Genomic DNA, 26,123 nt, shown 5'->3' with positions numbered 1-26,123 from the left:
GATGGCAAAAAAACAGATTCTCGGACTTATCATCGCCTTATTAGGCGTCAGCATGTTTTTGCGTATTATCGGCATCGGCGACTTCTTGTTTTGGCCGCTCTTTTTTCTGATCACAGGTTATATTTTTAATAAATATTCCCGCGGCTGGCTCGGCTCCGTCCTGTATATCTTCGCCGCTTTTTTATTTTTGAGGAACCTGTTCAGCGCCACCTTTAACCTGTTCGGCTATGCCTTCGCCGCCTTTCTCATATACGCGGGCTACAGGCTCCTGAAAGGAAAGCGCGTGCATGAACATAAAGAGAAGAAAATCAATCTTGAAAAAGAAGAGCAGCCAAAGCCTTCCGCCCAGACGGAAAGCAGACAGCCGGACCTCCGCAGCTTTTTTATCGGCGAGCTCCGGATGATGAAGGACCCGTTTGAGCTGAATGATTTAAATGTTTCCGGATTCATCGGCGATGTGAAAATTGATTTGTCAAAAGCGATGATTCCCGAAGGAGAAAGCACGATGACCATCAGCGGTGTCATCGGCAATGTCGATGTGTACGTCCCGCCGGATATCGAAGTGTCCGTCAGTTCATCGGCTTTTATCGGCGAAATGAACCTGCTCGGCTCTAAGAAAAGCGGCATGAGCCCGAATCTGTATAAAGTATCGTCTGAGTACGGCGACTCGCCGCGGCGGATTAAAATTTCAATTTCGTTATTCATCGGCGATGTGGATGTGAAGTATTTATGAGGAAAAAATTACTCGCCAATATTCAGTGGCGCGCCATGCGGATGACCGCGGGACTCAGTCTGCTCCTTTGCGCGGTGTTTATTACGCTGATGCTGCTGTATTACGGGCTTGACCCAATGCTGTTGTTTTCTTCCGGCTGGTTCGGTATTCCGTTTGTGGTGATCCTGCTTCTGGCGTCTCTTTCGGCGGGATTGATTTCCGGTTATGTATACGGCGGCCGCCTGAAAACAAGGATGGATACACTGATTGAAGCGGTTTTGAAATTTGAAAACGGCAATTTTGCTTATCGGGTGCCGCCGCTCGGCGATGATGAAATCGGTCTGGCGGCAGATCAGCTCAACGAAATGGCCAAGCGGGTCGAGCTTCAGGTCACATCGCTGCAAAAGCTCTCCAACGAACGTGCGGAATGGCAGGATCAAATGAAAAAATCGGTCATCACTGAAGAACGCCAGCGGCTGGCGCGCGATCTGCACGATGCCGTCAGCCAGCAGCTCTTTGCCATTTCTATGATGACATCCGCCGTCTTAGAGCAGGTGAAAGATGCGGATGACAAAATCGTCAAACGGATTCGCATGGTTGAACATATGGCGGGGGAAGCGCAAAACGAGATGAGAGCGCTGCTATTGCATTTGCGGCCCGTCACTTTAGAAGGAAAAGGCTTAAAAGAAGGGCTGATTGAGCTGTTAAAAGAGTTCAAAGCGAAGCAGCCGCTGGATATTGAGTGGGACATCAGCGATACGGGTGTGTCAAAAGGCGTTGAAGACCATCTGTTCCGCATCGTGCAGGAGGCGCTTTCCAACGTTTTCAGACATTCAAAGGCGACCAAGGTCACCGTCAGGCTCGGCGCGAAACATCAAAAACTTCAGCTTAAAGTCATTGATAACGGGGCGGGTTTTACGATGGATCAAGTCAAAGCATCCTCATACGGCCTGCATTCCATCAAGGAAAGAGCGAGTGAAATCGGCGGCATAGCGGAAATTATCTCCGTAAAGGGAAAAGGCACGCAGATCGACGTGAAAGTCCCGATTTATCAGAAAACAAAAGGAGAGAACGACAGTGATTCGAGTGTTACTGATTGATGATCATGAAATGGTCAGGATGGGTCTGGCCGCATTTTTAGAAGCACAGCCGGACATTGAAGTCGCCGGTGAAGCATCAGACGGGCAGCAGGGCGTCGATCTGGCCGCAAAGCTTTTGCCGGATGTGATTTTAATGGACCTCGTCATGGACGGCATGGACGGTATCGAAGCGACAAAACAGATCTGCGCGACACTCAATGACCCGAAAATCATCGTGCTGACGAGCTTTATTGATGACGACAAAGTGTATCCGGTGATCGAAGCGGGAGCGCTCAGCTATTTGCTGAAAACGTCCAAGGCGGCAGAAATAGCCGAAGCCATCAGAGCGGCTGCCAAGGGCGAACCGAAGCTTGAATCGAAGGTGGCGGGAAAAGTGCTGTCAAGGCTGCGCCATTCAGAGAATCAGCTTCCGCATGAAACGCTGACAAAAAGAGAACTGGAAATCCTCTGTCTCGTCGCGGAAGGCAAGACGAATAAAGAGATTGGTGAAGAGCTGTTCATTACGATTAAAACGGTGAAAACCCACATTACGAATATATTGTCAAAGCTTGATGTCAGTGACCGCACGCAGGCAGCCGTATATGCCCACCGCAATCATCTCGTGACATAAGAAAAGGAGAGCGGTGCCAGCACACTCTCCCGAGGAACGGGGTCATTGGGACATTCCCTTTGTTCCGAAATCCCTGATGGCGACTTTGACTTTGTATTCAATATCCGATTCACTGAAGTGATGATCCCAGTCAGAGGATATCTTTTTCCATTTATCGGGATAATGAATCCGGACTTGATCGCCTAACCCGGTAATATCCACTTTCAACTCATGCTGCATGTAATCAATGAATGCCATGACATCTGAATGAATGCTGCGTTTTACCGCGTTTTTGATTTCATTTATATAGGACTCCTTGAAGGAATCTTCTTTCGGGTTCCAATCCTCAGATAGACGGCCTTCAACAAACCGGGTAACGATAAACTTGAATTTTCCGTTTTTATATTGTGTTTTTACATCATATTTGCTGGAAAATACCTCGAAAGACAAATAATAATTGTCATGCTTTGCAAACGTAACGCCTCCCTTTACCGTGCCTGTGAACAGGTTCATATTCTGGACTTGTAAAGGAGTTAGATTCGCATACCAGAATTTATTTTTAATAATGGTAGCGCCCCAGATTTCCAGTCTGCTGCCCACTTGGCGAACTTGAGGAAGGGCAAAGGTCTCGCCCTTGGCGATTCTCTCGGATATTTCCCCCAATGTCACGGGCTCCATCATCCGGATGGTGACCGCATTATTCTCCGTTAAGTCATAGATCGTATTTGACGCAGGCTCTCCCTGGTCACTGATTTTGAAAATATCTTTCGTTTTATCCGGCACCGTCATCACATTGCAGCTTCTTCTCGTACCGTTGTCCCTGATAAATTGGTTCATCAATGCGTCAAGCGGGATGTCGTCCTTTAACAGCGCCTCGGAAAACAGCATGATACGCAAGTGCTGGGAGAAAGCGGGGTGATTTTTTAATGATGCCGTTCGTAAGGCTTGATGGACGGTTTCTCCGGAAGTGGAAGTCACCTTTGTTGTGTCGCTCCCTGACGACGACTGCTGGGAACTTGCTTTTTGCGGAACCAGAATCTGCTGCGTCACTTCCACGTTTTCTTCCTCAGGTTTATCGAGCCCGACGCCGATAACGAGACTCAAATCTTCTATATTGCGGCTGTCCCAGCATCCGGCTAAAAGCAATGTGCAAAGAATGATTACGATATATTTCTTCATTGCGCTTTTTTCACCTTCCTTTTCACAGCGACGACTGCAAACATCAGTAAAGGCAGCAAAAAGAAAACCAAGAAGATATAGCCTAGAATATCACTGAACAGCATCAGCTTGTTAGCGTCTTTGGGCATCAATGATCCGAAGAATGTCGCAATGCCTACGAAAATGATGCCCTTTTTGTGCTTCAGCCCGAAAATTTTATTAAGACCCGATGTCGCGAAATATCCGTACGATACATAGGTGGCGAAAAATTGGATAATCCAGACGGCAAGCAAAAAAGACTCGAATCTTTCGATAAAAAGCCCTTTGATTTCAAATGATTGAAAAAGCGCAATCGTAGGCCAGATCATTGTTTTGACATCCTGGGTGGTTAAGGCGCCGACGACGAGCACGTAGGTAATGATGTATAAAATAATCGGGATGCCAAAGCCCATGGCCGACATACGGAACGTGTGCTTTTTATTTTTGATGTGCTCAGGGAGAAACAGCATAATCTCAATTCCTAAGAATGAAACAGAAACGACGGTCAAGGAAGCCATAACGGGAGAAAACCCCTGTCCGAGCACCGGCCGCAGGTTGTCCAGATCAAATATTTTAAAGCTGAAAGAAAACACCACCAGCAAAATAATGATCGTAATCGTTAAATAGAAAGGAAAGAGCCTGCCGAGATCGCTCATGCCGCCGATAATTAAATAAACGGAACAGGCGATAAAGATAAACAGCGTGACCGGCACGGGCGTTCTTTCCAATAAAAAGAACTTGACCATTTCCGCCATCGCCCGGGCTTCGAAGCTGGCGACTCCTATAAAATAGAGACAGATCATAAGATTGATGATATTTCCCGCCCATTTGCCGAGTCCTTCATTCATATAATCAAATAATGATCCGTACTGATGCTTTTTCATAATGAGCGTATTGAGATAAATCAAAAAGATAAAGATGACGCCTTCCAGACATAACGCGATCCAGCCGTCCGGCGAATTTGCCCTTGCTGACAGCGCACGCGGCATGGTGAGGAGTCCCGCGCCGAGCATCGTGTTTGAAATCAATGCTGTCCCTTGATAGCTTGTAAGCTTATTGTGAGTTGTTTTCTGGCTCATTTATGTTTTTCGCCTCTTTTGGTTGATTTTTAATAGGGAGACGGAGAATAGAGTCGTTTGCGTTTTTTAAGCTGAAAAATCCATTCGGCGAGAAATACGGAGAACCGAAGCTTCGCTGTCTCGATAAATGAGTGTAGATCGCCAGCATAAATAAAATCATACCGTACAGCCCGAAAGCTGCCGCGGTAAACATCGAAATGAAACGGAGCACACGGAACGACAGACCCATCCCGTACTGCGGCACTGTAAATGAAGCGAGCGCGACAATGCTGACCACGATGACCATGATGGAGCTGACAATATTAGCTTCAACGGCCGCCTGGCCGATGACGACTCCGCCCACCAATCCGATTGTCTGGCCGAGCGGGCTGGGAAGCCTCAAGCCCGCTTCTCTCAGCAGCTCTATCGTAATTTCCATTACCATCGCTTCAATGATAGGCGGGAAGGGAACGTTTTCTCTGTTCGCCGCGATGGTGACTGCGAGCGTCGTCGGCAGCAGCCCTTGGTGAAACGAAACGAGGGCGATATAAATGGACGAAAAAAACAGCGTGATAAAAATAGACGTAAACCGCAGCGCCCGGATAAGCGAGGCGGAAATCCACCGTTCATAATAATCATCGGGAGACTGCATTAAAATTCCTAAAGAAGCCGGAACCACCAGCGCAAACGGCGAGTTGTCGACAAGGATGGCGACGCGGCCGTTGAACAAGGCGGAAGAGACTTTATCAGGCCGTTCCGTATTTTGTATTTGCGGAAAGGGCGAATACTTATTATCCTCAATAAGTTCCTCAAGCGTTCCGGAATCCTGGATGTCGTCCATCTTCACTTCGCTGAGTCGCTTTACAACATCGCTGACGACAGACGGGTCCGCCTTATCATCTATGTACATGACCGTGGCGTATTTTAACTTGTTTTCTCCGATCGGAACCTTTTTCGTTTTCAGCTTCGGATGGTTTGTGCGCTGCCTGATCATGGCGACGTTTGTATCAGAATCTTCTATGAAGGCGGTTTTCGGACCTCTTACGACCTTTTCGGATGTGGGTTCATTCACGCTTCTTTTTTCTCTTTTTCCCGTGGACAAAATGTATACGCTGTCAAGTCCGTTAATAAACACGGCGCATTTTCCCCGCAGAATGGAGATGACGGCTTCCTTCGACGTAAAGACGGGACGGGCGTCGATTTTATCAAGACGTTTCGCCACCGTATCCAGCGTCAGAGTGTCTTCCTCCCGAAGCAGCGTTTCAATCGCTTCTTTTATTTTGTCTTCGTCGTTCATTTCACTCAGATACATATAATAAAAAACAAGCCCGTTCGGAAGCATCTTTTTATTTTGAACCAGGTCATCATTCTGCTCTACGTGGGGAAGCACCAGTGCCAGATTAACGTGTATGTATTCCTTGAATTCCGATTGCGCCATCGACAGTCACCCGCCTTCCAATCCTTAATTGAGGTTATCTTTTCCTGTTAAAAAAATGATATACTATGATAAAGTATTTAATGGTACAAGTTTTTTTATGAAAGCGGAGGAGAGATGTGGCACAAGTCAGACTGGCAGGAAATGCCGAAGAAATTGAACAGCTCATCAAATCATTTGAAGCGCATTACGAAGTGGCTTACACGTCGAAAGAATACCGTAAAACAAATCCGAAGTATAAATACTCAAAGGATTCGCGCGTCTATCTTGAGCTGAAATTAAAAACGGCCAAGGCCGAAAAATAAAAAGGGTTTCATCTGTTACTGGCGAATAATACTCAGGGTGAAGCAACTGTTATGGAGGGATACATAAATGGACTACAGAATTGAAAAAGACACCATGGGAGAAGTTAAAGTTCCGGCAGATAAATTTTGGGGCGCTCAGACACAGCGCAGCAAAGAGAACTTCAAAATCGGTTCAGAAAAAATGCCTCAGCGTGTTGTGAAGGCGTTTGCAATATTGAAAAGAAGCACAGCGATCGCGAACGAACGCCTCGGCAACTTAGAGTCTGAAAAAGCACAGGCGATTGCCGCTGTATGTGACGATGTTTTAAACGGCAAATACGACGATAACTTTCCGCTCGTTGTCTGGCAGACGGGAAGCGGCACGCAAAGCAACATGAACATGAATGAAGTGGTGGCCAACCGCGCGACTGCTTTATTGAAAGAAAAAAATTCCGAGCTGAAGATTCATCCGAATGATGACGTTAACCGCAGCCAAAGTTCAAACGATACATTCCCGACGGCGATGCACGTTGCGGCGGTTCTTGCCGTATATGAGCAGCTCGTTCCGGCGCTTGATCAGCTGCGCGCGACGCTTGATGAAAAAGCGAAAGCTTATCAGGATATTGTGAAAATCGGACGCACGCATTTGCAGGACGCCACTCCGCTGACGCTCGGACAGGAAATCAGCGGCTGGGTATACATGCTTGACCGTTCGAAAGAAATGATTCTTGAGTCAACGGAAAAAATCCGCGCGCTTGCCATCGGAGGCACGGCAGTCGGCACGGGAATCAACGCCCATCCGCAGTTCGGTGAATTCGTCGCGGAAGAAATCACAAAAGTAACGGGGCAGACATTCAAGAGTTCGCCTAACAAATTCCATGCGCTGACAAGCCATGATGAAATCACTTACGTTCACGGCGCGTTAAAAGCATTGGCTGCCGACCTGATGAAGATTGCCAACGATGTCAGATGGCTGGCCAGCGGCCCGCGCTGCGGAATCGGCGAAATCGTCATTCCTGAAAATGAGCCGGGAAGCTCTATCATGCCGGGCAAAGTCAACCCGACGCAAAGTGAGGCGCTGACAATGATCGCCGCGCAAGTGATGGGAAATGACGCGACAATCGGATTTGCGGCCAGCCAAGGAAACTTCGAGCTGAATGTCTTCAAACCGGTTATTATTTATAACTTCCTCCAGACCGTGCAGCTGCTCAGTGACGGAATGAATTCCTTCCATGACAAATGCGCTGTCGGTATTGAGCCGAACCAAGAGACGATTCAGGAAAATCTCTCTAACTCATTAATGCTTGTTACGGCGCTTAACCCGCACATCGGTTATGAAAACGCCGCGAAAATCGCCAAGCTTGCCCACAAAGAAGGCCTGACACTGAAAGAAGCGGCATTACAGCTGAACCTTCTGACAGAAGAACAATTTAATGAAATGGTGCGTCCGGAAGATATGGTGCACCCGAAAGCATAAAAAGAAAGAACGGCTGCAGTCATTGCGGCCGTTCTTCTAAATAAACTGCTGTTTCAGTAAAAATCTGAGCTGTTCTGCATCTTCAGCCAGCAGGTCGGATTCCTTCAAATTCAAAATCATTCCTTTGATGATTGCCGGTTTCGGCGACTTTTTCTTCATTTCCGCTTCCAGAATATCCAAGCTCTCGGTGAATTCAGATGCTTGCGCCTTGTCCATCGTGCCGATGCGCGTGCGGAGGGTCTGCAAGATCGATTGACTTAAAGGATCGGGCTGCCCGTTATAAAGGGGCCCAAACAGTGAGCTTGCCTCATCAAGAGAAATAAACGCTTCATCATGTCTGTCCGCCATTCCGTTTACGATGTCATCAATTCTGTGAATCACGGTATTTGCCAGAAGCGAAGGCTGTACGGACCGGCCGGTCAGAATGAGATATTCAAGATACATCTGACTGATTCCTTCTATTAAAAAACAAAGCTCGGCTGTGTATGGTTCAGCTTTTTCTCCGTAAATAGCAAGAAGACTGTCGATATGAAACTGCAGGATCGACCGGCGGATTCTCTTTCCGCACTGCGCCGCTTCTTCGGTATAAGGAAGTGAACCGTCTTTCATCTGCACGGTAATAAAATCCTGATGGGCGAGAATCGATTCGTAAAACACCGCAAGCTGTTTTTGGTAAGCGGCTCTCGGACTGTCACCCTCCGTTTGGATCGTCGTGATTCGGGTAAACGTTTTATCATAGTAGTAATTCAGCATGGATAGAAGCAGTGCTTCTTTGGAAGGAAAGTAAAGATAAAAAGCGCCTTTTGAGATTTTGCATTCATCGGCGATTTCCTGAACCGATGTAGATTTGTACCCTTTTCGGGCAAACAGTTTTATTGCTGCTTCAATGATCAGCTTTTCTTTTTCCTTCAATGGTTCCACCCTTTCGGAGCCAGGAGGCTGGCTTGTGCTTCTCATGTATGACTATATGGTCATATTGATATTCCGTAAATTTAACCTGATTGTAACTTGTTTTTTTGTTTTGTTTTATTTATATTATAAAGTGAGCTGACCGAATGGTCAAAGTTCTGGCGAAAGGGTGAATCTGAAAATGAAAGAATTAGATGAAATGATCAGCCGCTTGCGAAACAGAGGAATTAAAGTCGAAAAGGTGAAATATCCGAAAAAGACAATTTGTGAAAAGAAATGGGTTCATCAATGCCAAAAACCGCTGAAAACAAACTACAGAGATTTTAACGGCTACTCCTTCACATAAAAAAAAGACTGCAATGAAACACTACAGTCTACTTTGGTATGATAATTCGGTAGATTACACCTGATTGGCCATTTTCAATTGAAATTGATGCTTTATGCAGGGTTAAAATCCGTTTTACGATGCTGAGTCCTATGCCGAACTCGCCTTTCTTCCCTTTATTAAAAGGCTCGTACAAGCTGGATAGCATCTCATCCTCAATCGGAGGCCCGTCATTTTCAACCGTCATGACAATCTGCTGCTGATTTTGGCTGATCCGAATGTGAATCGCCGTTTCTGCATAGCGGATTTGATTTTCGAGAATGTTTTCAAGAAGTTTGCTCCATTGTTCCGGATCACCGGGCATCATTAATGCATCTTCTGTTTCAACGGTCCACGATAATTCCTTCCGGGCCCATTTGAGCCGTTCAATGACTTCTTCCGTGACCTTCACAATGTCAAATGTCTCATGGTGCACCCGCTGCTTCATTAAATAATCAAGCTTCGTTAAATATAATAAATCCTTAATTTTCTTCTCAAGTTTTTCTGCTTCGCCTTCAATGACATCAATTGTGGTTTCCAGATCCCCCTTAGGAAAAATCCCGTCCTTTATTGATTGAGTATAGCCCCTTATCACCATGACAGGCGTTTTTAAATCATGAGAGATATTTTGCAGGAGCGTTCTTTCCGTTTCGTCTTTTTGCACCAGCTTGCTCCGCATGTCTTCAATGGTATGGCCTAATTTTCCGATTTCGTCTTTTCTGTCGACGATGACCGGATCATCCCAATCCTGTTTTGAAATCCGTTTGACATGCTTCTCTAAGGAAACGAGCGGGCGCGAGAGATATTTGGCAAGCCAAATCGCCGGAATCCAGCTTAACAAAATCACGCCGGCAATGATAAAGAGCAGCTGCTTGAACAGGGTGAATGCCAGATCATCACGATAAGAATCAAGGGCGTAAGACAGCATCATCGCATCCTGGCCGTTAATGGTGAGGCCTTTTTTAATGACGAAAAACACTTTTTCCCCGCTGATGTCCGCGCTGTATCGTTTCGTGACGCTGTGCTGACGGCCCGCGAGCTTGTACACCTTATGGATAAAGGAAGAAGAAAAATAGTTCAAGTCTTTGTCACTGGCCGATTCCTCCCGTTCAGGCAGAAGAACGTGCTGAACGGATCGGAAAGTCGTCGGAGCGGTCGCATCCTCGCTGTAATATCCCCGCTCGATCGATCCGGGCAGCCGGTACTCCGTCAGTACATGCTGTTCATTTTCAATGGTCGTATACGTTTCATCCGTGAAAAAATTACGCAGCGTACTTGAGAACAGCACGAGCAGCAGAATCGAAATGGCTAAGAGGATGCCTGAGATGACCACCCATATTTGAAAAGCAAGCGGCTTATTTTTCATGACGTCATCATCCTGTAGCCGAATCCGTAAATGGTCTCAACCTTTAATCCGGGCATTTTTTTCCGCAGCCTCCGCACAAGATCATCGACCACCCGGTCAGTGCCGAAATAATCATGGCCCCATATTTTCAGCAGAATGTCTTCCCTGGAAAAGGGGTGTCCTTTATGGTGAAGAAATAAAAGCAGCAGATCAAATTCCTTAGACGTCAAATTGACCAGGCTGCCGGTTTCATCATAAACCTCTCGGGCATCTTCGATCACATTGTAGGAAGAAACGGTGATGCCGGTTTTTTTTGGAGCGGGCTGTTCTTTATACACGAGCTCGAGCAGCTTCTGGACCCGTATAATAAGCTCTCTCGGCAAAAAAGGCTTGGCGATATAATCATTGCTTCCAAGCTCTAACCCGAGGACTCTGTCAATATCGGCATCCCGCGCGGAAATGAAAATGACCGGCACATCGGGATCTTTTTCTTTTATTTCTTTTATCAATGTATAGCCGTCCGTATCCGGAAGCATGATGTCAAGAATCCACAAGTGGGGAGACGGCTGCATCTGCTTTCTGGCATCTTCGCCTTTTGTGAAAGATGTAATGTTCCAGCCTTCATTCTCTAAATATTTTGTGAGCAGTTCATTCAGGTTATCCTCATCTTCAACTAGATAAATGGTGTATGACAAGGCATTTCACATCCTTTCAACGTCATTATACTAGTTTTAACACACTCAAGCCGCATTTTCATAATTTCACATATTCTTTTCATTTTTATCCCACAATGTTTGTTTATGATGTGTATAAGGGAAGAAAGGAAGAAAAAAAGCGGGGAAGATAACATGTTCAAACACATTTTGTTTTGGAGCTTTGCTTTTCTCCTTATTATTGGGACAATAGAACTTGTACATGCGATGAATATGTAATCGATAGAATGAAAACATGCTGAAGGAGTGTGCGTGAATATGAATGATCATCGAGATGACGGCAGAAGCCGTGATCAGTCAGATCTTTCACATACGGAACAAAACAGAAATGAACAGCAGCAGATCAGCCATCAGGAGCCCGAGCTGCTTGAAGAGCCCGTCTCGAAAGAAGCGGAAAACGAGACGGCGGCCGGTACGGAATTTGAAAAAACGGCTGCCGTGAAAAAAGAAAAAAAACGGAGAGCCGCTTGGCTGAGCCCGGTTTTAGGCGGCATTATCGGCGGCGGCCTCGTGCTTGGCATTGTGCCGAACCTGCCGAGTGAGCAGCATAAGACAGAAGCCGTTTCTGATACGAAACAAGTTCAGTCTTCGAATTTTACGTCAACGCCTTTGAAAAATACCTCAAGCGTAGCGGATATGGTAGAAGATTTGGAGCCCGCGATTGTGGGAGTGTCCAACTACCAAGCTTCGCAAAGCAGCCAGTTCGGACTTGACGGCGGTTCAAGCTCTGAAACGGAAAGCGGCACGGGGTCAGGCGTCATCTTCAAAAAAGACGGCGAAAAAGCGTACATCATTACAAACAACCATGTCGTAGAAGGGGCGAACAAACTGTCGGTCACTCTTTACAATGGGAAATCCGAAACGGCAAAGCTTGTCGGAAAGGATGCCATCAGTGACTTGGCTGTGTTGGAAATCAGCTCGTCCAATGTCAAAAAAGCGGCCAGCTTCGGGGATTCCTCCAAGCTCCGCATTGCCGATAAAGTGATTGCCATCGGCAACCCGCTCGGCCAGCAGTTTTCCGGCACCGTCACACAAGGTGTCATCAGCGGGCTGAACAGAACGGTAGATGCCGATACATCCCAAGGCACGGTGGAAATGAACGTGATTCAGACGGATGCGGCGATTAACCCCGGAAACAGCGGCGGCCCGTTAATCAACTCAAGCGGCCAGGTTATCGGGATCAACAGCATGAAAGTCAGTGAAAACGGCGTGGAGTCACTCGGTTTTGCCATTCCAAGCAATGATGTAGAACCGATAGTCGACCAGCTCCTTGCAAAAGGAAAAGTCGAGCGCCCATTTTTAGGTGTGCAGATGATTGACATGTCGCAAGTGCCGGAAACCTATCAGGAAAACACGCTCGGACTGTTCGGCGACCAGCTGTCTAAGGGTGTTTACGTAAAAGAAGTGCAATCCGGCTCACCGGCTGCGAAAGCGGGCATTAAATCCAATGACGTCATTGTACAATTGAACGGCAAAGATGTCGGCAGCAGCGCCGATATCAGACAGATCCTATATAACCAGCTGAAAATCGGCGATAAAACGACTGTTCAAGTTCTCAGAAACGGAAGCAAAAAGACGCTGAACGTCACATTAACGAAACAAACCGAAAGCGCAAGCTGAACGCATAAAAAAAGCTGAACCTTCAACTGAGGTTCAGCTTTTTTCGTCATTCTCCCAAGTAGGCTGACAGCATCCACACATGCTTGTCCGCTTCTTCAACTAATCCGACAAACAGGTCGGCAGTTGACGGGTCATTTTGTTCCTCGGCGATGCCGATGACAAATTTTGATTCGCGGCTGATTTGTTTATAGTCTTGAACCAGTGATTCCACCATTTCAGCAGCCGTTTTTTCCTGGCCTTCATCCGTAATGGAAGCTTGTTCAAGGTAAGTGTGTAAAGTCGCCGCAGGCTGTCCGCCGATGGCCAGAAGACGCTCTGCGATGGCATCCGCCGTTTCCGCCGCTTCGTTATACAGTTCTTCAAATTTTTCATGAAGCGTAAAGAAATGAGGGCCTTTTACGTACCAATGGAAGCGGTGCAGTTTAGAGTAAAGGATAAACCAGTTTGATAATTGTGTGTTCATTGATTTCTCAACAAGAGTTTCAGTTTTTTTCGCGTTTTGTGTATTCATATTCATCGTCCTCCCTGTGATCTGTTAATTTAATTATATCACGTATCAAATAAAAATCAATACTAAATTATAATTATTATAATTTAGGTTCAGGTGAACAGCTTTTTCTTTATAATCGATTCCCAGGCGGACCACGGAAAGAGTGAGCGGAAAGCCAATGTCAGCTTAACGCCCCTGCCGATGGGATACCGCAGTTTCTTCAGCCGTTTCCTTTGTGCCAATTGATAAATCAGCTCCGCTACGTCATCAGGATCGCCGCTTTTGGATGCGTTGGCTTTGAAGTAAACTTCGATTTGCTGATAATAGCGGTAATAGGGCGAATCTTTGCCGGGTGCCGTAAGATGATTGGAGAGAGACGTTTCCCATATAGACGTTTTATAGGAGCCCGGTTCTATTAAAGCGGCATCAATTCCTAAAGGCAGCAGTTCGAGGCGCAGGCTCTCTGTAAACCCTTCAACCGCGAATTTGGAAGAGACATACGGAGATAGAGCCGGGAAACTGGTCAGTCCGCTGATACTGCTGATATTGAAGATTTTCGCCCCGCCATGTTTTCGCATATAAGGCAGCACGGTTTTTGTGACGTGAATCAGACCGAATACATTCGTTTCATACTGCTGTCTGTAATGTTCCATCAGCACATCTTCAATAAATCCCCCGTACGCAGTGCCGGCGTTATTGACGAGCAGGTCAATCGATCCGAAACCGCTGATGATGTTCCCGAAGTCAGACACCGACTGCTCATTTGTCACATCTAAAGAAACGACCGTAATATGTTCGGATGCACCCGCTTGAGCGGCGGCTTCTTTCAGTATTTCAGCTTTCTCCGGCTGTCTGGCTGTTGCGATGACGTGATAAGACCGGGCGAGCTTCAGCGCTGTCAGCAGCCCGAATCCGCTCGTCGCGCCGGTTACAATGGCAATTTTTCTGTTCATCTTATAATCCTCCCCGTTTGTTCTTATCTCATAGTGTATATCATCTCGCGGAAAGAAGGAGAAATCGTTCGGAAATATGTCAGAATTGTTTTATAATGGAGTCAGCTTCGGATAGAAAGGGGTAAAGAAAAGATGGCATTAGAGGGATTGAAGGAAACATGGGATTTAAACTCCATTTTTGAGGGCGGGAGCCGGTCGGAAGAGTTTCAGAAATACATACAAGAGCTCAAAAAGCATCTAAGCGCTTTTCAACATGCGGTTGAAACATTTACAGTTCCGACGCATGCGGATGAAAGCCGGGAGCTGATCAATCTGATTGATAGGTTTGAACGGTCAGCGATCATGATCAGGCAGGCGGGAGCGTTCGTCGGCTGTCTTCAGGCTCAGAACACTCATGATCAGAAAGCGAATGAATGGAGGGCGCGGATCAATCAGCTGAGCAGTGATTTTAAATCCGCTCTGGTCACCCTTGACGATACACTTGCCCGGATTGACGAGCGGGTCTGGGAGGAGCTGCTGCAAAAACCGGAACTTCAGGATCTCACATATGTTTTAAATGAAAGAAGAGACCGGGTCAAAGAGAAGCTCAGCGCTTCAGAAGAAAGGCTGATTGAAGGTCTGGCCGTTGACGGCTATCACGCATGGGGCGACTTGTATAATGCGGCTGTCGGCAGAATGAAGATTCCATTTGAGGATAAAGAGCTGTCGGTCGGTCAAGCGGAAAATATGATGGCGCACCCGGATCGCCGCATCAGACATCAAGTGTTCAAAGAGCTTAATGAAGCGTGGAAAGGAGAAGAGGAGCTTTTCGGCAGCACGCTGAATCATCTGGCCGGCTTCCGCACGGAAATCTATAAAGCGCGGGGCTGGAAAAGCGCTTTGGAAGAGCCGCTTGCGATCAACCGGATGAAAAAAGAAACGCTGGATGTCATGTGGCAGGTCATTACCGATCATAAAAAGCCTTTTGCTGAATACCTGAATCGAAAGGCATCTCTTTTAGGGCTTGAGCGGCTGAACTGGTATGATGTGGACGCACCGATCGGCGAGGCTCCGAAAGAATACACATATGATGAAGCGGCTAATCTGATCGTCAGCCAATTTTCGACGTTTGGCAAAAAGCTGTCCGCATTTACGGAAAAAGCGTTCCGTGATCGGTGGATAGAAGCGGAAGACCGCAGCGGAAAACGGGTCGGCGGTTTCTGCACCAGTTTTCCCGACAGCGGAGAATCCCGGATTTTTATGACGTTTTCCGGAAGCGCTTCGAATGTATCGACGCTGGCGCATGAGCTCGGTCACGCGTTCCATCAGGAGGCCATGCTTCAAGTGCGGCAGCTGAACAGAGCCTACGCCATGAATGTGGCTGAAACAGCCTCGACCTTTGCGGAAATGATCGTCGCCGACGCCGCTTTGAAACAAGCGGCGACAAAGGATGAAAAGCTGTTCTTGCTTGAAGATAAAATTCAAAGAAGCGTAGCCATGTTTATGAATATTCATGCGAGATTTTTATTTGAAACGCGTTTTTATGAAGAGCGGAAGCAGGGCGTCGTTCCGGCTGAGAAACTGAATGAACTGATGGAAGCGGCGCAGAAAGAAGCATTTTGCGATTCATTAGGGGAATACCACCCTCATTTCTGGGCGTCAAAACTGCATTTTCATATTACGGGAGTGCCGTTTTACAACTTTCCGTATACGTTCGGTTATTTATTTTCGCTTGGAATATATGCAAGAGCTCTTCGGGAAAAAGCGGATTTTGAAGAAAAATATATCGCGCTTTTGTGTGACACGGCTTCGATGACCGTTGAGGATTTGGCGATGAAGCACCTTGGAGCGGATCTGACGGAACGGTCGTTTTGGGAAGACGCGGTCCGCCTTGCCGTACAGGATGTGCAGGAATTTTTAGAGCTGACTGAATGATAATCTTGAGATGAACCGGCCGGAGTGTTACCGCTCCGGTTCTTTTTTGTTTAATGAATGACAGCCGCCTCCCTTGGAAATACCTAAAAACGATCGGAATGGAATGGGAGTGAATCGCATGAAATGGTTCAGGACGGCGGGCGTTTTATGTCTTACGCTGATGCTGATTGCCGGCTGCCGATTGAATGAAGAAAAACGGGAAGCGGAACAAGACAGCACACCCGTGTCATCCGCGAAGCCGGTTCCTTACAGCAGCTTTGCCCTTCGCGTCAGCTACGGAGCCGGGGAGCATAACCGCTATGAAGGTTTGTATGAGAGAAAAGGCGGTCATGAAAAGGCGGACATTCGGGACAAGCTCTCAGGGGTTCACAGAGAGGGCGAGGAAGCGCTTGATGAAATGAAGATGATCCTCGGAGAACTTGCCGTAAACAGCCGGATGCAGGAAAGCGAGGTCGTCCGGCAGGTGCTCTCGGCTTTTAATTTGGACAGCCGCTATGACCATTTTTATCTGAAACTGAAAAAGAACGATGGAGAAATGACGGAAATAAAAAAATAACCGCCGTCCACTGCTTTTTTGCCCAAAACTAATTGATAATGATATTCAGAGTCATTAATTTCTGTTACAATATAATCATGATCTCACGTTGAATGTTTAGGCAATTTGTTTATATACATAGTGTTGGGAAACTCAAAAAAGGAGCGGTTAGCGGTATGAGTGCAATTTCTACAGAGACGCTGAGCTTAGGGTACGGAGAAACTGTTATCATTGACGAATTGGATGTCGCGATTCCAAAAGGCGAAATAACTGTATTGATCGGAAGCAACGGCTGCGGAAAATCGACGCTTTTACGTTCATTGGCCCGGCTGATGAAACCGAGGGGCGGTTCTGTGCTTTTAGAAGGAAAAGCCATCGCTAAGCTTCCGACGAAGGAAGTGGCAAGAGAGCTCGCTATTTTGCCGCAGAGTCCGTCAGCTCCCGAAGGCCTGACGGTGCATCAGCTTGTGAAGCAGGGAAGATACCCTTATCAAAGCTGGCTGAAGCAATGGTCCAAAGAGGACGAAGACGCAGTGGCAAACGCGCTTAAAGCGACGAAGCTTGAGGAAATGGCCGACCGTCCGGTGGATTCCTTGTCAGGCGGACAGCGCCAGCGCGCATGGATTGCGATGACACTCGCTCAGGATACGGATATCATTCTGCTTGACGAGCCGACAACTTATCTCGACATGACGCATCAAATTGAAATTCTTGATTTGCTGTTTGAATTAAATGAAAAAGAAAAACGCACAATCGTCATGGTGCTGCACGACCTCAATCTGGCATGCCGTTATGCCCATTATCTGGTCGCCATTAAGGATAAACAGATTTACGCAGAGGGCCGCCCCGAAGAAGTCATCACTTGCGAGCTTGTACAGCAGGTTTTTGCGATGAACTGCCAGGTAACGCAAGACCCGCTGTTCGGCACGCCGCTTTGCATTCCGCACGGACGCGGCAGATGTATCGTGCAGGAAGCGGCCCTCACCGCCCGATTGTCATAATCATGAAAAAGGGAAGGGAACGGTATGGAAGAGAAACTGCAGCAGCAGCTGGACGGCCTGCTTGAGAAATACACGGAACTATTGCTTGGCGAAACAAACCCGGATGTAAAGGAAGAAGTCAGGCAGTGGATTTTGTATACACATATCGCAAAAAGCATGCCTCCGCTCGTCAAACATTGGAATCAATCCTACCCGGACGCCAAAGAGGGCATCAAAGCTGCGATACAGCATATTAAACAGCTCAATGAAGCACACAGAAAAAAACAATAAAAAAGCTTTCGGCATCAAAGAGAGGTGCCGGAAGCTTTTTTTGCTGAAAAGGAATCAATAAAGGCTTCGTTCAATTCATAGGCTAAGAACTTTAATGTAACTAATGCACCCGTTTGTTTACGTATATGTCTTCCGCTTGCTGAACCAAGAAAAAAGGACCGCCGCAGAAATCCCTTCCTCTCTTTCCTATATATCACATTTCCTTTCGGCTATGTAATAACTCTTCAAATGCTTTTATATTTGTATCAAAATTGGGCACTGTTTGAGATTCCTCGGCACATTTGACTTGTGCTACAACCAAATCATGAAAAGGTGTTGAAATGCCAGTACCTTCTGCCATTTTGGGAATAACTCCATTAATATAATCAATTTCAGTTTTGCGTTTTTTCTCAAGATCCTGGAGCATACTTGCTCTCAGCAGCCTAGATGGTTCCATGGTTGACCTAAATGTTTGGATCCGTGCAGGAATATCATTTTCACTTCTTAATCCCAAAGATTCTAAATCAAGGCCGCCCATTTTCGCAAATTTGACACCATTGGCGTGTCCAACCTTAATCGTCTCATCTGCGATATGGACTGCGCTAACAATGCCGATTTCATGGTCAAGAATGTCTCCGTATTCTCCGTTTAATGCTGCCGATAAACCACTGAATGCATTATTGATAAGTAATTTTGACCACTTCGTTCCAACTAAATTATCGGAAATATGTGTTCCGCCGATAAGGTCTAAAACCGATTTAATACGCAGGATTCTTTCTGTTGTTTCACCATGTAATTCTCCAATTTGAAAAGCGTACTCTTTAAATTGAGTATACTCAGTTGTAAGTCTGGATACGCCCGGCTCAATAAACGTAGCACCAAATTCAACAGAACCTGCAATAACACGTTCATCACCAACGATCGAAGCAACTTTCTGTTCAGGTATACCGTTTTGCAAGGAACATACTACACTGTCATCCTTTAAAAAAGGCAGCAACTCTTTAAGAATGGAGTCATTATATAATTGTTTCGTCAGAAGTAATATTAAATCATACTTGCCTGACTTGTCTTCAGGGGTAATGGCTTTCACTTTTGCTTGAAATTCCGTTGTACCAACTACTTTAGCACCTATTTGATTTAGAGTATCTACATGTTCTTTGTACGAATCAATCAATTCGACATCCATTCCGCCAGCAGACAGATATGCTCCAACTATGGTTCCTAAAGAACCTGCTCCTAAAACTGCAATTCTCATTGTCAACGCTCCTTATTTTTCCTCTAAGTAGTTATAAACCGGCTGTGCTGCATTTAAGGTTAAATCTGTAAGGATATGAGATGCTGAAACGACTTCTAATACAGGCAAATCTGCAAGAGGTGCCAGAGCATGTTCAAATAATTGAAGCCGCGCCGGTCCAGTCCAGGCACCTTTAACTTCTATATTCGTTATTTGCGTTCGCACCAAATCACAAACCCTTAAATCACCATTGTAATCAGTAGCAATCTTAACCATAAAATTAGGTCGGCAAATTTCCCTTTTCGCTTTTTCCTTGTCCATTTCGAAATGTTTATATCCCATAGTCGCAGTTGCCACACGAAGACTGCCATAATCCAATGTGCCGACAAGAGTATCAGAGTCTATATACAGCTTAGGGGCACCCAATTTCTTTGGATATGCAGTAAGTTCCCGTCCGCTTGCAATAGCCGGGAAATTGTCAACATACATAGAATGTACATAATCTCCTTCTTCACCATTAAAGCTGACAGGGATGACTTGTCCTGCCTCTGTATAGGCGCCAAGTCCGGAAACATCGGGCATCCACATCACTTCGAATTTCACTAAAGGTTCAGTAATTTCAAGAGGTTCTGGCACTGCCGCACGTAAAGCTTTTTCATTCGTTCGGTAAATAATATTAAGATATTCCCGGTTAACAAATTTATAGGTTGGCACGGGGTAAGCAGGTGATGTTAAAGGTGTGTTTAAATTTTTCACAATGTTATTCACATCAATTTTCATAGTATGAGACCCCTTTCTTTTTCTTTTTTATGTTTTTTCAATTTAACTATGCTATTATCTTACATTCGCATTTACATTTAATCCAATACATAATAAGGTATATATATATTTATTGAAATAAATGAGGGGGTGCAGACAGATGGAATTGCTGCAGCTAAAATACTTTCAGACAGTTGCCTATACTGAACATATTTCTAAAGCGGCAGAACAATTAAAGATTGCCCAGCCTTCTTTAAGTCTCACTATAAAAAGACTTGAGAATGAACTGGGAACAACCTTGTTTGAGAGAAATGGCAGAAATATTAAGCTGAGTTCAGCAGGGAAAATTCTTTTAAAACATGTAAACAGGATTTTTACTGAGATTGAAAATGCACAAACGGAAATTCAATTGGAGGAACATCAAATGTCTGACACCATCAGAATATCTATTTCCAATCCAAGATTCCTTGCAGGACTGATGAGTGAATATATCAACCGCTCCCCTCAATCAAAAATTCTTCAAGCAATCGGAGTTAAAAGCGAGATCATAACAAGTTTAAAAAAAGGGGACATTGATTTAGGAATAACAGGTCATCCGATTCAGGATGAAGAGATAGAGAGTTGTGTGCTGGTAAATGAAGATATTGTTCTGGCTTTGCCCTCAAACCACCGATTTACGGGTAAAACAGAAATTTCTTTACGCCTTGTCGCCAATGAACCATTTATTACCCTTGCTAATAATGAAGAGTATAGCGGTTTTACAGCCTCGCTTTGTGAGAAAGCTGGTTTCACCCCAAATATTGCGTTTGAGGCAGATTCTCATTTACTGGTCGAGATTTTAAAGCTGGATCAAGGTGTGGCGTTGCTTCCCATTTCAGTTTGCAGAACATTGGGGCTGAATTTTATAAAAGTGACTGATCACTCTGCTTCATATCCAGTCGGCTTATCTTGGATGAGACATAAGCTGTTATCTTCTTCGGTAAGAAATTTTCGTGACTTTATTATGTCGTACTATAAAGATAACTATGAAATGTTTAAAGTTTATTAAAGGATTTCATCATTACTTTTTTGAATTTTTCCCCACATTTCCCGTTTCACTTGTTGCGGGATGGGTACTTGCGATTGTTGTTTTCTTAATTTTAAAGTTTTCGAACGGAAGCCCTTGGTGTTATACAACGTTGCTTTTTGCAATGCCGGCTTCCTTTGACACGCTGTTAAAAATTAATGTTTTTTAGTTGGTTTTAAAAGCCTACTATTATCGTTTTGCTATACGGATCTCGTGAATTTTTTCAATTGTTCTTTTCGATCATAATTAGATATTTACTGAGCGTAAAACATTGGAACGAATCCTGTCCGGGCACCAAAGAGGGCATCAAAGTTGCGATGCGATACAGCACATTAAACAGCTCAATGAAGCTCACAGAAAAAAACAATAAAAAGCTTCCGGCATCAAAGAGAGGTGCCGGAAGCTTTTTTTACTGAAAAGGAATCAATAAAGGCCCGTAATGCACTGCTCATATATGAATCCTTCCGCGTGACGAATTCCGTTTTCATCATGCTGAAAGATTCGGGAATGGTCCATATCTGAACCGCGCCCAGTGCGGCGTGCTGTGCGATCACGCTTCTCGGAAGCAGTGTAATGCCGAGTCCCGCCGTCACTCCGCCGATAATCGCTTCAAGTGTGCCGAATTCCATCATGACCGGATGCGCCGTGCCTATGGAATGAAGCCACCGCTCTAATGTGTCACGGTATGTGCAGCCCGTGCTGTACACAAGAAGCGGCTTTTTCACCGCTTCTTCTATAGCAGTGACGGCAGCGGGAGTCACGACAACGGCTTCTTCTTCAAAGGCCGGGATGGAGTGCAAATCCGGATGATTAAAGTGACAGCCGATAAATGCACCGTCCAATTCATAGCGAAGAACTTTATCAGTTACATATTGTGTATGTCCTGTCGTAAGGGACAGCTCCACATCAGGATACCGCTCATAATAAGATGCCAAAAGCTTCGGCAGCCTGACGGCGGCTGTTGTCTGGGTCGAGCCGATCATGAGCGGTCCGCTCGGCTTGTCCGTTGAAGCGAGCGCCATTTTGGCTTCTTCAATCAGACCGACAACCTGATCCGCATATTGGAGGAGCACCGTGCCGCTTGAGGATAGGGTCATCCCGCGGTTATGGCGGAAAAACAACTCGGTTTTCAGATCTTCTTCCAGCTGGCGGATTCTGGCCGTCACATTTGACTGCACATAGCCGAGACGCGCAGCCGCCTTTGTAATCGAACCTTCACGGGCCACCATCTGAAAAATCCGCAAATCTCCGCTCTCCATTGTCATCTCTCCCTCTTTGCTATCACTTTTTGTGATGTGAAACATCTCTAACAATCATTATACGGAAATTCAGATCTCCATTACAATAAACATATCAGCTGATGAACATAGATCGTAAGAGGAGAGGGAGCAATGAATTTACAACATAAAACGGCACTGGTCACAGGTGGCGGTACAGGAATCGGAAGAGCAGCGTGCCTTGCCTTGGCAAAACGGGGAGCGGCTGTCGTCATTAACTATTCACATTCAAAAACGGAAGCGGAACAAACGGCTGAATTCATAACAAAGGCAGGCGGACGCGCGATGACCATTCAAGCGGACGTTTCTATAGACAAACAGGCGAGAGACATGGTGAACGAAGCGGCCGGCTGCTTCGGAAGTCTTGATTTACTCGTAAATAATGCGAGCATCACCAGACATATTCCGCTTCATGATTTGGAATCTGCAACGAAAGAAGTATGGGATGAATTATTTGCTGTCAACGTAAGCGGGATGTTTCATTGCGCAAGAGCGGCAGCGCCTCATATGAAAAAACAAAAGTCAGGCGCTATTGTGAATGTCGGGAGCATCGCCGGTCTGACGGGAGCGGGTTCTTCCCTTCCGTATGCCGTTTCCAAAGCGGCGGTGCATGGCCTGACAAAATCATTGGCCCATGCGCTGGCGCCGGACATCCGTGTAAGCTGTGTCGCGCCCGGAGCCGTTGCGACAAGATGGTGGATGGGTCGGGAAGAGACGATGTACCGGCTTGCCGGAAGCCTTCCGCTGGAACGGATCGCCGCTCCGGAGGATATCGGAGAACTGATTTGCTCTGTGCTGGAGCAGGAATCACTGACGGGACAAATCATAACAGCCGATTGCGGCCAGACGATGTGACGAAAGGAGAGAGAAATGATGCCGTTTGTACAGATCCATTTACAGAAAGGAAAAAACGGTCCTTGGCTCAAAAAAATGAGCACCGTTATTCACACCGCGATGACGGAGATGATTGATGTTCCGCATGATGACTATTTTCAAGTGGTACATCAGCACGAAAAAGGAGAGTTTTTCTATGATCCGTCATATCTACAAGTCGAGCGGAGCGATGAACTGATGTTTATCCGCTTCACTCTGAAAAACTCCAGAACAACTCATCAGAAACAAGCATTCTATCAGCATTTGGCTGACCGGCTGCACGAAAAACTGGGCGTCAGAAAAGAAGATGTGTTTATCGTCCTTTCAGGCAACGCAGCGGAAGACTGGTCATTCGGAAACGGAGAGGCCCAGATGATATAAAAAAATCCCGCGGCATCCGCGGGATTTTTCTTTGTTAAACGGCTTTCGCCTTTTCTTCTTGTTTGCCTGTCTTTTTGTTTGTCAGTTTAATTGATTTAACAAACAGCGTGAGGATCAATCCGGCAGCGATAAAGGCCAGGCCTGTGAAAAACACGCTGTGAAGCGAGTCCATCAGTGACGTTTTCAAAACCGGCACGATATGGGAAGAAAATGCGACCGGAATCTGCTTAATCGATTCCTGACTGAACAAGGATTGAAGCAGCCCTTCAGGATTCTTGTCAATCATACCTTTAAACTGGGCGGCAAAGGCATTTGCCTGTTTCGGCAGTGAGTCTAAGTAAGGCACCAGTCTGTCGGTTAAAAGGCTTCCTGATCTGGCATTCATGACAGCGCCGAGCACCGTAATGCCGAACGTTCCCCCGATCATCCGGAAAAATTGGCTTGAAGAGGTCACAACACCCAGCTCTTCTTTTGAAAACGTTTCTTGCAGAGCGAGTGTGAGAAGCGGCATGACGAGCCCCATTCCCAGACCGATCACGGCCATATAGCATGTAGCCGCGAGCTTGCTTGTATCCAGCTGCAAAGTCGTTAATAAGAAGAAGCCGACGGCCATGATCAGCATGCCGATCATGATTTGCGGTTTAATACCGATCTTATAAACCAGCTGGCCTCCGATAATACTTGTGATAATCATAGATACCATCATCGGCGTCATAATCGTGCCGGACGCGGTGGCGCTGACTCCGATAATTCCCTGCATAAAGAAAGGAACAAACGTGACGGCGCCGAACATGCCGATACTCATGAAAAAGCCGATCAGATTCAGTACGGTAAACGTTCTGTTTTTAAACAGGTACATCGGCAGAATCGGTTCTTTTGCTTTGATTTCAGCGAAAATGAATCCGACAATCCCGGCAAGTGCAAGCGCAAAGAGACCGAGAATCTGCCAAGAGCCCCATGCGTAATCCTTTCCTCCGAAGCTGAGCGCGAGGAGGAGGCTGACGATTCCGACGATCATTGTGAAAATGCCGGCGATGTCAAAGTTAATCGGCCCGGTCTGTTTTCTGCCTTGAAGTCCTCTTGCGATAAAGATGACGGCTAAAATTCCGACAGGCAGGTTGATATAGAAAACCCATTTCCAATTTAATGAGTCAACAATCCAGCCCCCGATTTGCGGGCCGATCACGGAAGCAAGCCCGTAAATCGCCCCGAAAAGCCCTTGGAACTTGGCACGCTGTTTCCCTGTGAACAAATCCCCAATGACGATCATAGCCATCGGCATCATGACACCGCCGCCGATTCCCTGAAGTCCGCGGAAAATAATCAGTTCCGTCATGTTGCTGGCCATTCCGCACAGTGCGGAAGCTCCCATAAAAATCAATAAACCTGACACATAGACGACGCGGCGCCCCAATAAATCTGCAAGTTTCCCCGCAATCGGAACGATCGTCGTCGAAGTTAAAAGATATGCCGTGGTCAGCCACGTCATCATGCTTAATCCCCCGAGGTCACCCACGATTTTAGGAATCGCCGTTCCTACGATGGTGCCGTCAAGGGCTGAGAAAAACATGGCGATGATTAAGCCGGTTATTAATAATGTGCGTTTTGGATCTTTCTTTTCAATGCTCATGTTTCGGCAGCTCCTCTTTTCTATTCGTTTTCTTTTTGATCAGCCGCGTATTTCTCGGCTGCTTCAGCTACTTTACGGATGATGTTCACGGACTGAATCAGTTCATCGTCAGTCAGAACGGACAGGTTTCGCGCCAGTATCGCTTTCCGTCCTTCCACAACTTCTTCGAATTTTGTTTCGCCTTTTTTGGTGAGGCTGATGTCGATGACGCGTCTGTCCTGCTGGTTATGTTTGCGAACGATAAGTCCTTTTTGTTCGAGTCGGTCGGCCATCAGCGTCACTGCGCTCGGTTTTACCTCCATGCGTTCCGCAATTTCGGAAACTTTGCAGCTCCCGTATTTTTTCAGGCTGGCTAAAACAAATAATTGGGCAGGCGTCACCTCGTGTTTTGCCATGCTTTCCACCATTTCAGGCTGTATGTTTTGCAGCAGCGTCTGAAGAGATTTCTGGATGTCAGACACATATTGATCCGCGTTTTTCATAACTCCTCCTCATCTTGTTCCTTGAGAAAATAATTAACATTAGTTAAATATAAATAAGGATTAATGATAAGTCAATCTTTTTGTGCAAAAATAAAAAAAGGATTGATGCTTGTCGAAAACATCAAATCCTTCTTCGTTTTATTGCTGGTAGGGAGACTGCTGCTGAATAGTCTGCTGGAACTTCTGATACGATTGCTGAAGCTTTTGGGTATCGGCTGCTTCGATGGAATACCAGCCATTTTGAAACATCACATCGTATAATCTTCTTTGCGCTTTTTGTGACTCATCGAAAATCGCCTGAATATCTTGATAAAGAGACTCGTGGCTGAACTCGTGCAGGGCTGTGCAATATGAAGCCGTGATGTATTTTTCCGTCGTCAGCAGCTCATTCACCAAGTCTCTGTCATTCATTTGTGCCGTATTGGGCACGGGCGTCTGCGGATTCGTGATTTTTTGATTTTGCTGTTCCATGTATT

General features: G+C 46.1%; 28 protein-coding genes and 1 pseudogene. 14 read left to right on the top strand and 15 right to left on the bottom strand.

From position 1 onward, the window contains the following. The first annotated feature begins 1 nt into the window (after position 1). From liaF to liaR, 3 genes are read left to right on the top strand one after another with little or no spacing between them, the layout of a single operon-like run. Positions 2 to 733, top strand: a complete 732-nt coding sequence (liaF, locus tag BXO87_RS06860) for a cell wall-active antibiotics response protein LiaF (RefSeq protein ID WP_033574865.1) — start codon at positions 2 to 4, stop codon at positions 731 to 733. Further along, positions 730 to 1,812 carry a two-component system sensor histidine kinase LiaS gene (gene liaS / locus BXO87_RS06855; protein WP_003151796.1) on the top strand — a complete coding sequence of 361 codons (1,083 nt, stop codon included), beginning with the start codon at positions 730 to 732 and terminating at the stop codon, positions 1,810 to 1,812. The genes liaF and liaS overlap by 4 nt, the downstream gene beginning before the upstream one ends. Next, positions 1,790 to 2,422 carry a two-component system response regulator LiaR gene (gene liaR / locus BXO87_RS06850; RefSeq protein ID WP_007410060.1) on the top strand — a complete coding sequence of 211 codons (633 nt, stop codon included), beginning with the start codon at positions 1,790 to 1,792 and terminating at the stop codon, positions 2,420 to 2,422. The genes liaS and liaR overlap by 23 nt, the downstream gene beginning before the upstream one ends. 42 nt (positions 2,423 to 2,464) lie before the next feature. Here the strand turns inward: liaR and BXO87_RS06845 are convergent, their stop codons facing one another. Genes BXO87_RS06845 through gerAA form a run of 3 tightly spaced genes read right to left on the bottom strand, consistent with a single transcriptional unit; the run spans position 2,465 to position 6,094 of the window. Beyond that, the gene (locus BXO87_RS06845) at positions 2,465 to 3,580 is read right to left on the bottom strand and encodes a Ger(x)C family spore germination protein (protein WP_020956323.1); all 1,116 of its coding nucleotides are present in this window, start codon (positions 3,578 to 3,580) and stop codon (positions 2,465 to 2,467) included. Continuing rightward, a complete protein-coding gene (locus tag BXO87_RS06840; protein WP_076851278.1) occupies positions 3,577 to 4,677 on the bottom strand; it encodes a spore germination protein in 1,101 nt (366 codons plus the stop codon). The genes BXO87_RS06845 and BXO87_RS06840 overlap by 4 nt, the downstream gene beginning before the upstream one ends. Beyond that, on the bottom strand, positions 4,652 to 6,094 hold the full coding sequence (gene gerAA, locus BXO87_RS06835; RefSeq protein ID WP_007613662.1) for a spore germination receptor protein GerAA: 1,443 nt from the start codon (positions 6,092 to 6,094) through the stop codon (positions 4,652 to 4,654). The genes BXO87_RS06840 and gerAA overlap by 26 nt, the downstream gene beginning before the upstream one ends. 116 nt (positions 6,095 to 6,210) lie before the next feature. Here gerAA and BXO87_RS06830 point away from each other — a divergent pair, with 116 nt between their 5' ends. Together BXO87_RS06830 and fumC are read left to right on the top strand one after the other, a co-directional pair. Next, positions 6,211 to 6,396 carry a YvzF family protein gene (locus BXO87_RS06830; RefSeq protein WP_003151806.1) on the top strand — a complete coding sequence of 62 codons (186 nt, stop codon included), beginning with the start codon at positions 6,211 to 6,213 and terminating at the stop codon, positions 6,394 to 6,396. 67 nt (positions 6,397 to 6,463) lie between these two features. Beyond that, positions 6,464 to 7,852, top strand: coding sequence for a class II fumarate hydratase (gene fumC / locus BXO87_RS06825; protein WP_014418844.1), 1,389 nt, complete (start codon positions 6,464 to 6,466; stop codon positions 7,850 to 7,852). A gap of 36 nt (positions 7,853 to 7,888) precedes the next feature. Here fumC and BXO87_RS06820 read toward each other — a convergent pair whose 3' ends face one another. Next, complete coding sequence (locus tag BXO87_RS06820) at positions 7,889 to 8,764, bottom strand: TetR/AcrR family transcriptional regulator (RefSeq protein WP_038459779.1); 876 nt, start codon at positions 8,762 to 8,764, stop codon at positions 7,889 to 7,891. Between the two features lie 178 nt (positions 8,765 to 8,942). Here BXO87_RS06820 and spxO point away from each other — a divergent pair, with 178 nt between their 5' ends. After that, positions 8,943 to 9,107 (top strand): anti-adapter protein SpxO, encoded by a 165-nt coding sequence (gene spxO, locus BXO87_RS20495; RefSeq protein ID WP_007410067.1) that lies wholly within the window; start codon positions 8,943 to 8,945, stop codon positions 9,105 to 9,107. A gap of 28 nt (positions 9,108 to 9,135) precedes the next feature. Here the strand turns inward: spxO and cssS are convergent, their stop codons facing one another. Together cssS and cssR are read right to left on the bottom strand one after the other, a co-directional pair. Then, positions 9,136 to 10,491: a two-component system sensor histidine kinase CssS gene (gene cssS, locus BXO87_RS06815; RefSeq protein WP_038459777.1), complete on the bottom strand. Its 1,356-nt coding sequence runs from the start codon at positions 10,489 to 10,491 to the stop codon at positions 9,136 to 9,138. Further along, entirely contained in the window at positions 10,488 to 11,165 is a 678-nt protein-coding gene (gene cssR, locus BXO87_RS06810) for a two-component system response regulator CssR (protein WP_007613651.1), read from the bottom strand. Before cssR ends, cssS begins: the two co-directional genes overlap by 4 nt. Before the next feature lie 276 nt (positions 11,166 to 11,441). Between cssR and BXO87_RS06805 the strand changes: the two genes are divergently transcribed. Then, complete coding sequence (locus tag BXO87_RS06805; RefSeq protein ID WP_038459775.1) at positions 11,442 to 12,803, top strand: S1C family serine protease; 1,362 nt, start codon at positions 11,442 to 11,444, stop codon at positions 12,801 to 12,803. Positions 12,804 to 12,849: 46 nt separating this feature from the next. Here the strand turns inward: BXO87_RS06805 and BXO87_RS06800 are convergent, their stop codons facing one another. After that, positions 12,850 to 13,314, bottom strand: a complete 465-nt coding sequence (locus tag BXO87_RS06800) for a Dps family protein (protein ID WP_038459773.1) — start codon at positions 13,312 to 13,314, stop codon at positions 12,850 to 12,852. An 89-nt stretch (positions 13,315 to 13,403) separates the two neighbouring features. Further along, on the bottom strand, positions 13,404 to 14,246 hold the full coding sequence (locus BXO87_RS06795) for an oxidoreductase (RefSeq protein WP_076851277.1): 843 nt from the start codon (positions 14,244 to 14,246) through the stop codon (positions 13,404 to 13,406). A gap of 132 nt (positions 14,247 to 14,378) precedes the next feature. On the opposite strand from BXO87_RS06795, the gene BXO87_RS06790 reads away from it, so the two are divergent. The 4 genes and pseudogenes from BXO87_RS06790 to BXO87_RS06775 all read left to right on the top strand — a co-directional run bounded on the left by BXO87_RS06790 (position 14,379) and on the right by BXO87_RS06775 (position 17,966). Further along, the gene (locus BXO87_RS06790; RefSeq protein ID WP_076851276.1) at positions 14,379 to 16,160 is read left to right on the top strand and encodes a M3 family oligoendopeptidase; all 1,782 of its coding nucleotides are present in this window, start codon (positions 14,379 to 14,381) and stop codon (positions 16,158 to 16,160) included. A 118-nt stretch (positions 16,161 to 16,278) separates the two neighbouring features. Then, a complete protein-coding gene (locus BXO87_RS06785) occupies positions 16,279 to 16,716 on the top strand; it encodes a YusW family protein (RefSeq protein WP_076851275.1) in 438 nt (145 codons plus the stop codon). A 155-nt stretch (positions 16,717 to 16,871) separates the two neighbouring features. After that, the gene (locus tag BXO87_RS06780; protein WP_014418835.1) at positions 16,872 to 17,696 is read left to right on the top strand and encodes an ABC transporter ATP-binding protein; all 825 of its coding nucleotides are present in this window, start codon (positions 16,872 to 16,874) and stop codon (positions 17,694 to 17,696) included. Between the two features lie 2 nt (positions 17,697 to 17,698). Next, positions 17,699 to 17,966 (top strand): annotated as a pseudogene (locus BXO87_RS06775) (YusU family protein). A gap of 193 nt (positions 17,967 to 18,159) precedes the next feature. Here BXO87_RS06775 and BXO87_RS06770 read toward each other — a convergent pair. Together BXO87_RS06770 and BXO87_RS06765 are read right to left on the bottom strand one after the other, a co-directional pair. Further along, complete coding sequence (locus tag BXO87_RS06770) at positions 18,160 to 19,200, bottom strand: ketopantoate reductase family protein (RefSeq protein WP_076851274.1); 1,041 nt, start codon at positions 19,198 to 19,200, stop codon at positions 18,160 to 18,162. A 12-nt stretch (positions 19,201 to 19,212) separates the two neighbouring features. After that, positions 19,213 to 19,959, bottom strand: coding sequence for an acetoacetate decarboxylase (locus tag BXO87_RS06765; RefSeq protein WP_046702222.1), 747 nt, complete (start codon positions 19,957 to 19,959; stop codon positions 19,213 to 19,215). 139 nt (positions 19,960 to 20,098) lie between these two features. On the opposite strand from BXO87_RS06765, the gene BXO87_RS06760 reads away from it, so the two are divergent. After that, entirely contained in the window at positions 20,099 to 20,986 is an 888-nt protein-coding gene (locus BXO87_RS06760) for a LysR family transcriptional regulator (RefSeq protein WP_046702223.1), read from the top strand. On the opposite strand, the gene BXO87_RS20700 is transcribed toward BXO87_RS06760, so the two are convergent. Together BXO87_RS20700 and BXO87_RS06755 are read right to left on the bottom strand one after the other, a co-directional pair. Next, positions 20,983 to 21,129, bottom strand: a complete 147-nt coding sequence (locus tag BXO87_RS20700; protein ID WP_154019631.1) for a hypothetical protein — start codon at positions 21,127 to 21,129, stop codon at positions 20,983 to 20,985. The two genes, BXO87_RS06760 and BXO87_RS20700, sit on opposite strands and share 4 nt — an antisense overlap. A 258-nt stretch (positions 21,130 to 21,387) precedes the next feature. After that, positions 21,388 to 22,263 (bottom strand): LysR family transcriptional regulator, encoded by an 876-nt coding sequence (locus tag BXO87_RS06755; protein ID WP_046702224.1) that lies wholly within the window; start codon positions 22,261 to 22,263, stop codon positions 21,388 to 21,390. Positions 22,264 to 22,395: 132 nt separating this feature from the next. On the opposite strand from BXO87_RS06755, the gene BXO87_RS06750 reads away from it, so the two are divergent. Continuing rightward, positions 22,396 to 23,136: an SDR family NAD(P)-dependent oxidoreductase gene (locus tag BXO87_RS06750; RefSeq protein ID WP_046702225.1), complete on the top strand. Its 741-nt coding sequence runs from the start codon at positions 22,396 to 22,398 to the stop codon at positions 23,134 to 23,136. An 18-nt stretch (positions 23,137 to 23,154) separates the two neighbouring features. Beyond that, positions 23,155 to 23,535: a tautomerase family protein gene (locus tag BXO87_RS06745; protein ID WP_046702226.1), complete on the top strand. Its 381-nt coding sequence runs from the start codon at positions 23,155 to 23,157 to the stop codon at positions 23,533 to 23,535. A gap of 34 nt (positions 23,536 to 23,569) precedes the next feature. On the opposite strand, the gene BXO87_RS06740 is transcribed toward BXO87_RS06745, so the two are convergent. The 3 genes from BXO87_RS06740 to BXO87_RS06730 all read right to left on the bottom strand — a co-directional run bounded on the left by BXO87_RS06740 (position 23,570) and on the right by BXO87_RS06730 (position 26,118). After that, the gene (locus tag BXO87_RS06740; RefSeq protein ID WP_046702227.1) at positions 23,570 to 25,165 is read right to left on the bottom strand and encodes an MDR family MFS transporter; all 1,596 of its coding nucleotides are present in this window, start codon (positions 25,163 to 25,165) and stop codon (positions 23,570 to 23,572) included. Between the two features lie 20 nt (positions 25,166 to 25,185). Further along, complete coding sequence (locus BXO87_RS06735; protein WP_032876626.1) at positions 25,186 to 25,647, bottom strand: MarR family winged helix-turn-helix transcriptional regulator; 462 nt, start codon at positions 25,645 to 25,647, stop codon at positions 25,186 to 25,188. A 138-nt stretch (positions 25,648 to 25,785) separates the two neighbouring features. Next, positions 25,786 to 26,118, bottom strand: coding sequence for a spore coat protein (locus BXO87_RS06730; RefSeq protein ID WP_007613617.1), 333 nt, complete (start codon positions 26,116 to 26,118; stop codon positions 25,786 to 25,788). Between the last annotated feature and the right edge of the window lie 5 nt (positions 26,119 to 26,123).

This window comes from Bacillus sp. GZB, assembly GCF_001975995.1.
Classification (GTDB): domain Bacteria; phylum Bacillota; class Bacilli; order Bacillales; family Bacillaceae; genus Bacillus; species Bacillus velezensis.
Note: the sequence above shows the minus strand (reverse complement) of the source record. Positions and strands in the feature narration are given on the sequence as shown.

What these genes read in the sequence shown, in the direction of transcription:
- BXO87_RS06765 (WP_046702222.1), bottom strand. Translation starts at nt 19,959, where the DNA reads ATGAAAATTGATGTGAATAACATTGTGAAAAATTTAAACACACCTTTA.
- cssS (WP_038459777.1), bottom strand. Translation starts at nt 10,491, where the DNA reads ATGAAAAATAAGCCGCTTGCTTTTCAAATATGGGTGGTCATCTCAGGC.
- BXO87_RS06755 (WP_046702224.1), bottom strand. Translation starts at nt 22,263, where the DNA reads ATGGAGAGCGGAGATTTGCGGATTTTTCAGATGGTGGCCCGTGAAGGT.
- BXO87_RS06760 (WP_046702223.1), top strand. Translation starts at nt 20,099, where the DNA reads ATGGAATTGCTGCAGCTAAAATACTTTCAGACAGTTGCCTATACTGAA.
- gerAA (WP_007613662.1), bottom strand. Translation starts at nt 6,094, where the DNA reads ATGGCGCAATCGGAATTCAAGGAATACATACACGTTAATCTGGCACTG.
- BXO87_RS06740 (WP_046702227.1), bottom strand. Translation starts at nt 25,165, where the DNA reads ATGAGCATTGAAAAGAAAGATCCAAAACGCACATTATTAATAACCGGC.
- BXO87_RS06780 (WP_014418835.1), top strand. Translation starts at nt 16,872, where the DNA reads ATGAGTGCAATTTCTACAGAGACGCTGAGCTTAGGGTACGGAGAAACT.
- liaS (WP_003151796.1), top strand. Translation starts at nt 730, where the DNA reads ATGAGGAAAAAATTACTCGCCAATATTCAGTGGCGCGCCATGCGGATG.
- BXO87_RS06750 (WP_046702225.1), top strand. Translation starts at nt 22,396, where the DNA reads ATGAATTTACAACATAAAACGGCACTGGTCACAGGTGGCGGTACAGGA.
- BXO87_RS06845 (WP_020956323.1), bottom strand. Translation starts at nt 3,580, where the DNA reads ATGAAGAAATATATCGTAATCATTCTTTGCACATTGCTTTTAGCCGGA.
- BXO87_RS06735 (WP_032876626.1), bottom strand. Translation starts at nt 25,647, where the DNA reads ATGAAAAACGCGGATCAATATGTGTCTGACATCCAGAAATCTCTTCAG.
- BXO87_RS06785 (WP_076851275.1), top strand. Translation starts at nt 16,279, where the DNA reads ATGAAATGGTTCAGGACGGCGGGCGTTTTATGTCTTACGCTGATGCTG.
- BXO87_RS06730 (WP_007613617.1), bottom strand. Translation starts at nt 26,118, where the DNA reads ATGGAACAGCAAAATCAAAAAATCACGAATCCGCAGACGCCCGTGCCC.
- fumC (WP_014418844.1), top strand. Translation starts at nt 6,464, where the DNA reads ATGGACTACAGAATTGAAAAAGACACCATGGGAGAAGTTAAAGTTCCG.
- BXO87_RS06790 (WP_076851276.1), top strand. Translation starts at nt 14,379, where the DNA reads ATGGCATTAGAGGGATTGAAGGAAACATGGGATTTAAACTCCATTTTT.
- BXO87_RS06745 (WP_046702226.1), top strand. Translation starts at nt 23,155, where the DNA reads ATGCCGTTTGTACAGATCCATTTACAGAAAGGAAAAAACGGTCCTTGG.
- liaF (WP_033574865.1), top strand. Translation starts at nt 2, where the DNA reads ATGGCAAAAAAACAGATTCTCGGACTTATCATCGCCTTATTAGGCGTC.
- BXO87_RS06795 (WP_076851277.1), bottom strand. Translation starts at nt 14,246, where the DNA reads ATGAACAGAAAAATTGCCATTGTAACCGGCGCGACGAGCGGATTCGGG.
- spxO (WP_007410067.1), top strand. Translation starts at nt 8,943, where the DNA reads ATGAAAGAATTAGATGAAATGATCAGCCGCTTGCGAAACAGAGGAATT.
- BXO87_RS06840 (WP_076851278.1), bottom strand. Translation starts at nt 4,677, where the DNA reads ATGAGCCAGAAAACAACTCACAATAAGCTTACAAGCTATCAAGGGACA.
- BXO87_RS06800 (WP_038459773.1), bottom strand. Translation starts at nt 13,314, where the DNA reads ATGAATACACAAAACGCGAAAAAAACTGAAACTCTTGTTGAGAAATCA.
- BXO87_RS06805 (WP_038459775.1), top strand. Translation starts at nt 11,442, where the DNA reads ATGAATGATCATCGAGATGACGGCAGAAGCCGTGATCAGTCAGATCTT.
- BXO87_RS06770 (WP_076851274.1), bottom strand. Translation starts at nt 19,200, where the DNA reads ATGAGAATTGCAGTTTTAGGAGCAGGTTCTTTAGGAACCATAGTTGGA.